The organism is Halomonas sp. IOP_31 (assembly GCF_021151495.1).
Taxonomy (GTDB): Bacteria; Pseudomonadota; Gammaproteobacteria; order Pseudomonadales; family Halomonadaceae; genus Modicisalibacter; species Modicisalibacter zincidurans.
In genome coordinates this window covers 1-6,101 of the sequence record NZ_JAIRBP010000063.1, presented here as the reverse complement: position 1 = coordinate 6,101, position 6,101 = coordinate 1, and the positions used below count along the sequence as shown (strand labels likewise).

Sequence of the window (6,101 nt, the reverse complement as noted above, 5' to 3'; positions counted from 1 at the left end):
GACCGCGGTCAAGCAAGGCATGGCGGCGCATACGGCGCTGGAGCAACTGTTTGCCGGCGAGGTGCCCACCTTCATGCGACAGGACGACCAGGATCAGGCGGCATGAGCTGAATAGTTACAAAACCTGTTGCATTCACACGATTGTTACATCCGCTGATTACCGTGCCTGGTACCGGGGCCGGGATTGGGCACGCCGGGCTTCACGTAGCAATCACTCGTTGAAACAGGAGGGGGCCCATGAAAGCCTCGTATATCGCACTTGCCGCCACTCTTGCCGCCACGCCGGTCCTGGCGCAGGAGGTTGACCTTCCCCAGGCCGACAGCGACTGGTACAAGGCCGGTCAGAAGCGCCTTGACGCCGAACTGGCCCAGCAGCCGAACACCAACACCGCCAAGAACGTGATCATCATGATCGCCGACGGCAACGGCGTGGCCACCAACTATGCCACGCGCGTCTTCATGGGCCAGCAGGCAGGCGGCTACGGCGACGACTACGCGCTGCCTCAGGAGCAATTTCCGTCCGCCGGGCTGGTCAAGACCTACAACGTCAACGCGCAGACGCCGGACTCGGCGGGCACCGGCACCGCCATGATGAGCGGCGTGAAGACCGACATCGGGGTGCTGGGCGTCAACGCCAACGTCAATCGCGGCGACTGCTCGACCCTGCCGGGCAACGCGGTCGCAACGGCCTCCGAGGTCTTCACCGATCTCGGCAAGGAGGTCGGCATCGTTACCACCACGCGCGTCACCCACGCCACGCCTGCGGCAGCCTACGCCCACAGCGTGGACCGCGACTTCGAGGCGTCCGTGCCCGAAGGCTGCAGTACCCAGAAAGATATCGCCGATCAGCTCCTCGAGGCGATGAAGGCCGGCCGCATCGATGTCGCCATGGGCGGCGGGCGCCGCAGCTTCCTTCCTGCCGACGCGACGGGCGACGAGGGCGACGACGGCCGCCGTCAGGACGGGCGCAACCTGATCGACGCAGCCAAGAAGATGGGCGCCGCCTATGCCTGGAACGCCGCGACGGCCGCCGATCTGCCTACCGACGGCTCAGCCCCGATCCTGGGGCTCTTCGAAAGCAGCCACATGGCCTACGAGGCCGACCGCGAAGACGAGCCGTCGCTCTCGGAGATGACCCGGATCGCGCTGAAGAATCTTCAGGCGAAGGCCGGCGACAATGGCTTCTTCATGCAGATCGAGGGCGGACGCGTCGACCACGCCAACCACGGCACCAACCTCGCCCGCGCCGTGACGGACGGAGCCGAATTCGCGCGCACGGTGGCACTGGTCGACGAGATGACCAACGACGAGGACACGCTGATCATCGTCACCGCCGACCATAGCCACGGGCTGGCCTTCAACGGCTATTGCGGGCGCGGCTCGAACATTCTCGGCCTCTGCATGCAGGTCAACAACGAGGGCATCGAGGCGCTGGACGAGCCCAACCTGGCCGGGGACGGCAAGCCCTACACCGCCGCCGTGTATGGCGACGGGGAAAGCTCGATTCTCGCTGAAGGCGCGCCTGCCGGGCCTGACGGGGGGCGCCCGGTGGTGACCCAGCAAGAAGCAACCGCGCTGGACTATCAGCAGCTTGCACTGATCCCGCAGGACTCCGAGTCCCACTCGCCCGCGGATGTGGCGGTTTACGCCAAGGGGCCGTGGTCGCAGCTGATCGACGGCCAGATCGAGCAGAACTACCTCTTCAACGTGATGCTTCACGCCGCCACCCAATAAGGGTCGGCGGCAACGCAAGGGCGGGGCCTTGTGGCCCCGCCCTTGCGTTGCCGGCAAGGGGGTCGCTATTCATCCCGGCTTATTCATGAGGGCGGCCTGGAAATGAGATGGCGAGTGGTTTTCTTTTTATAAATTAGTGAGTTATTACAACAACCTGACTTCAGATGACCATCCGCCATGGGTGAAAGCGTATCTCCCTGGATTCCGCCCTGCCACGGGTCCATTCGCGTTGAGCTTGGCCAGCGCACCACCAGCGACAGCGGCGCCTTGCTGCTGCGTGAAGCCCTCGACAGCAGTGGCGTGATCGACGCGCTTGAAGACACTCTGGTCGATCCGCGCCACCCGCTGCGCCTCCGCCTTGAATTAACCGGAAAACCGACGTCGAGTCTTCTTGTTCATGAACACCTCCACTGCCTCCATTATGAGGCTTATCGGGGTGTCCGCTCCAATTGGACCACTTCATATCGCTCTTGAGGTCGGTTAGTCAGCTTGCCGTTAAGTGGCCTTAGCCCTGTATCATGACGTTACAGCGAAGCACAGCATCGACATCGGGGAACATTCAGTGAGCACCGAAAGCCATTCTCAGACGGCCGCCTTCATCTGGTCCGTCGCCGACCTGCTGCGCGGCGATTTTAGACAATCTCAGTACGGGCGCATCATCCTGCCGTTCACGCTATTGCGCCGCCTGAAGTGCGTGCTTGAGCCAACCAAGGTGCAGGTTCTGGATGCCGCTCAGGAACACGTCAGCAAACCCGAGGCGGTGCGCGAGAAGCTGCTGCTGCGCGCCGCCAGTCAGCCGTTCTTCAACGCCTCGCCGCTGAGTCTGGCCACGCTCTCCGATACCCAGCCCGCCGACGACCTGATGAGCTATGTGCAGGCATTCAGCCAGGACGCCCGCGAGATCTTCGAACACTTCCACTTCGAGGAATTTGTCCAGCAACTCAGCGCCAGCAACCTGCTCTATCAGGTGATGCAGCGTTTCGCGAGCATTGATTTACATCCCCAACGTATCAGCAATTACGGCATGGGCGTGATCTTCGAGGAGCTGATCCGCAAGTTCGCCGAGAGCTCCAATGACACAGCCGGGGAGCACTTCACCCCGCGCGATGTGGTGCACCTGACCACCTCGCTGGCGCTCACCGGGCGCGACGACAAGCTGCGTCCGCACCGTATCGTCACCGTTTACGACCCCACCGCCGGCACGGGCGGCTTCCTCTCCGAAAGCGATGAATACGTCCAGCAAGTCAGCGAGAACGTCACCGTCTCGCTGCATGGTCAGGAGCTGAACCCCGAATCCTACGCCATCTGCAAGGCGGACATGCTGATCAAGGGCCAGGACGTTTCGCAGATCAAGCTGGGCAACACGCTCTCCGACGATCAGCTGGCCGGCGAGAAGTTCGACTTCATGCTCGCCAATCCGCCGTTCGGCGTAGAGTGGAAGAAGGTCCAGAAGCAGGTTACCGACGAGCACAAGCAGCGCGGCTACGATGGTCGCTTCGGCCCCGGCCTGCCGCGGGTGTCGGATGGCTCGCTGCTGTTTCTGATGCACCTGGTCAGCAAGATGCGCGATGTGCAGGGACGCACAAGTGCCGCGGAAGGCAGGATGCCGGGAGCGGCCGACCCCCGCGAGGACGGCGGCTCACGTATCGGCATCATCCTCAATGGTTCGCCGCTATTCACCGGCGGAGCCGGCAGCGGGGAGTCCGAGATTCGTCGTTATCTACTTCAGCACGATCTGGTCGAGGCCATCGTCGCGCTGCCCACCGACATGTTCTACAACACCGGCATCGCCACCTACGTGTGGATTCTCTCCAACAGCAAGCCGGACGAGCGCCGGGGCAAGGTGCAGCTGATCAACGCCACCGAGCGCTACAGCAAGATGCGCAAGTCGCTGGGCAGCAAGCGCCAGTTCATCGACGACCGCAACATCGAAGAGATCGTGCGCCTGTTCGGGGTATTTGAGGAAACCGAGGAGAGCAAGATCTTCCCGGTCGAGGCGTTCGGCTATCGGCGCATCACCGTGGAGCGCCCGCTGCGCCTCAACTTCCAGGCCAGCCCCGAGCGCATCGGCAAGCTTCTCGACGAGAAGCCCCTCCAGAAGCTTGATGAGGCCGAGCAACAGGCGATCCTGACGGCGTGCCGCTCGCTGGATGGGGATACTACGCTCTACCGCAACCGTGACGCCTTCACCAAGGCCCTGAAAGCCGCGCTCAAGGCCGAACTGCAACAAGAGCACGTCAAGCTCGGTGCCCCGGCGCTCAAGGCCGTTCTCAACGCCCTCTCCGAGCGCGATTCGGAAGCGGACATCTGCACCAACAAGAATGGCAATCCCGAGCCGGACACCAGCCTGCGCGACTTTGAAAACGTGCCACTTGACGAGTCGGTATTCGACTACTTCAAGCGCGAGGTGCAGCCTCACGTACCCGATGCCTGGATCGACGAAGGCAAACGCGACGAACTGGATGGCCGCATCGGTATCGTCGGCTTCGAAATTCCCTTCAACCGGCACTTCTACACGTTCGTGCCGCCGCGTCCTTTGGACGAGATCGACGCCGACCTGAAAGCCTGCACCGACCGGATCAAGGCGATGATCGAGGAGCTGTCGGCATGACGATGGGCCTGTTGTCCTCTCCTCGCACGTCTGCGCTGTGCACGATATTCGCATTGACGCTTTCTGCTGGAAAGCCTAGTATTGCGGGCAACACACCCGCCATGCCTCTCACGGAAGCACACTTTGGCGGGTTTTTTGTGCCTGGAGGCCGTGTGTGAGCGACTTCCACAAGCCTGCGCGCAGCATTGAAGAGCAGATCGCAACGCTATGCAGCCGTGGCCTGGCGATACCCGACGAGGCTCGGGTACGTCACTACTTGGCCAACATCAGCTATTTCCGCCTTTCAGCCTACACGCGCCCCTTCTACCAGCCAGGCCTCCAAGAGCACCGCTTCTTGGAGGGCGCCTCATTCGAGGATGTGCTGCGACTCTATGTCTTCGATCGCGAGCTGCGATTGCTGCTGCTTGATGCCATCGAGCGGCTGGAGGTCGCGCTACGTGACCAGTTGACCAATACCCTGGCCGAGCACCATGGCCCTCACGGCTACCTGGACCCCGGCATCTTTGACACCCGTTACAACCATGGGTGGCTGTTGGAGAAGCTGGAAAACGCGGCCAAGGGGCGGGAGATCGAGACCTTCCTGGCCCACTATCGCAGGAAGTACTGGGCAGCGCCTAATCAACCGCCCATCTGGATGGCCGTGGAGCTGCTGACCTTCAAAGAGGTCTCGACCCTGCTGGCCAGGCTGCGGCTTCCCGAGGATACCCAGCGTATCGAGCGCCATTTCGGCTGGAAACTCCCTGTTCTGCGCTCATGGTTTCGTAGTCTCTCCGACCTGCGCAACGTCTGCGCTCACCATGGCCGGGTCTGGAACCGGGAGTTCGGCAGTCGCCCCGAGATGCCCAGGAAAGCCCCGGCGGATTGGCCTTCCATTCCACCTATGATCGAAACAGGCTCCAGAGAGCATCCGCAGCAGCGTCTCGACCCGCGCCGTCGACTCTATATGCAGCTGGTGGTGATGGAATCGCTGATGCAAGTCGTGTCACCTACCAGCCGTTGGGCCGAGCGTCTCGTGACACTACTCGATCAATACTCCCATGTCTCCAAGCCCCATATGGGGTTTCCGAAAGGCTGGGAACACGAAGCGCTCTGGCGGGACGCCGTGAACAATGCAAGGCCGGAGGTGGATAGATGAGTTTTCCGCAATATCCCGAGCACAAGGACTCCGGTGTCGAATGGCTGGGGGAGGTTCCGGTTCATTGGCAAATCAAGCGCATGCGGTTTATTGCCACGCTCAACCCCTCGAAGTCGGAAGTTCGACACTTGCCGGATACAAGGGAAGTCAGCTTCATTCCGATGGAGGCCGTTGGCGAGGAAGGCTCTCTTGATCTTACACAATCTCGCCCTATTGGCGACGTAATTGATGGGTACACTTACTTCAGCGAAGGCGACGTTACCTTTGCGAAAATCACCCCCTGCTTTGAAAATGGCAAGGGAGCTATCATGCGGGGCCTGCGTGAGGAGGTAGGGTTTGGTACGACTGAACTTACAGTCGCACGTCCAAATGCAACACAGGTAACCGGTCAGTATCTCTACCGGGTAATTTCCTCTCGGCCTTTTAGAGAGCTGGGTGAATCGCATATGTACGGTGCTGGTGGTCAGAAACGAGTACCAGATGATTTCTTGAGAAATTTTGTAAGCGATCCACGAACCCCATCTGTTGGGCCTGAGTCAGACCGGTAGAGTCTCTTTCCAGCGCCAGGGGAGCAGCGTGTCGAGATCGTCATCCTCGCCGAGTGTCGGCAGGGTCTCGAAC

At 61.3% G+C, this 6,101-nt stretch carries 4 protein-coding genes and 1 pseudogene; all 5 read left to right on the top strand.

Going from position 1 to position 6,101, the window contains the following annotated elements; translation table 11 throughout:
• The first annotated feature begins 237 nt into the window (after window positions 1-237).
• A complete protein-coding gene (locus K7I12_RS17105; protein WP_031385178.1) occupies window positions 238-1,734 on the top strand; it encodes an alkaline phosphatase in 1,497 nt (498 codons plus the stop codon).
• A gap of 177 nt (window positions 1,735-1,911) precedes the next feature.
• Window positions 1,912-2,109: pseudogene (locus K7I12_RS17100) on the top strand (IS1380 family transposase); the annotation flags it as partial.
• 187 nt (window positions 2,110-2,296) lie between these two features.
• Window positions 2,297-4,345 carry a type I restriction-modification system subunit M gene (locus K7I12_RS17095; protein ID WP_231664774.1) on the top strand — a complete coding sequence of 683 codons (2,049 nt, stop codon included), beginning with the start codon at window positions 2,297-2,299 and terminating at the stop codon, window positions 4,343-4,345.
• Between the two features lie 154 nt (window positions 4,346-4,499).
• Entirely contained in the window at window positions 4,500-5,480 is a 981-nt protein-coding gene (locus tag K7I12_RS17090) for an Abi family protein (RefSeq protein WP_035575407.1), read from the top strand.
• Window positions 5,477-6,028 carry a hypothetical protein gene (locus K7I12_RS17085; protein ID WP_201448209.1) on the top strand — a complete coding sequence of 184 codons (552 nt, stop codon included), beginning with the start codon at window positions 5,477-5,479 and terminating at the stop codon, window positions 6,026-6,028. Before K7I12_RS17090 ends, K7I12_RS17085 begins: the two co-directional genes overlap by 4 nt.
• The last annotated feature ends 73 nt before the right edge of the window (window positions 6,029-6,101 follow it).

Coding starts and splice junctions, on each gene's coding strand:
- K7I12_RS17085 (WP_201448209.1), top strand. CDS start 5,477: ATGAGTTTTCCGCAATATCCCGAGCACAAGGACTCCGGTGTCGAATGG.
- K7I12_RS17105 (WP_031385178.1), top strand. CDS start 238: ATGAAAGCCTCGTATATCGCACTTGCCGCCACTCTTGCCGCCACGCCG.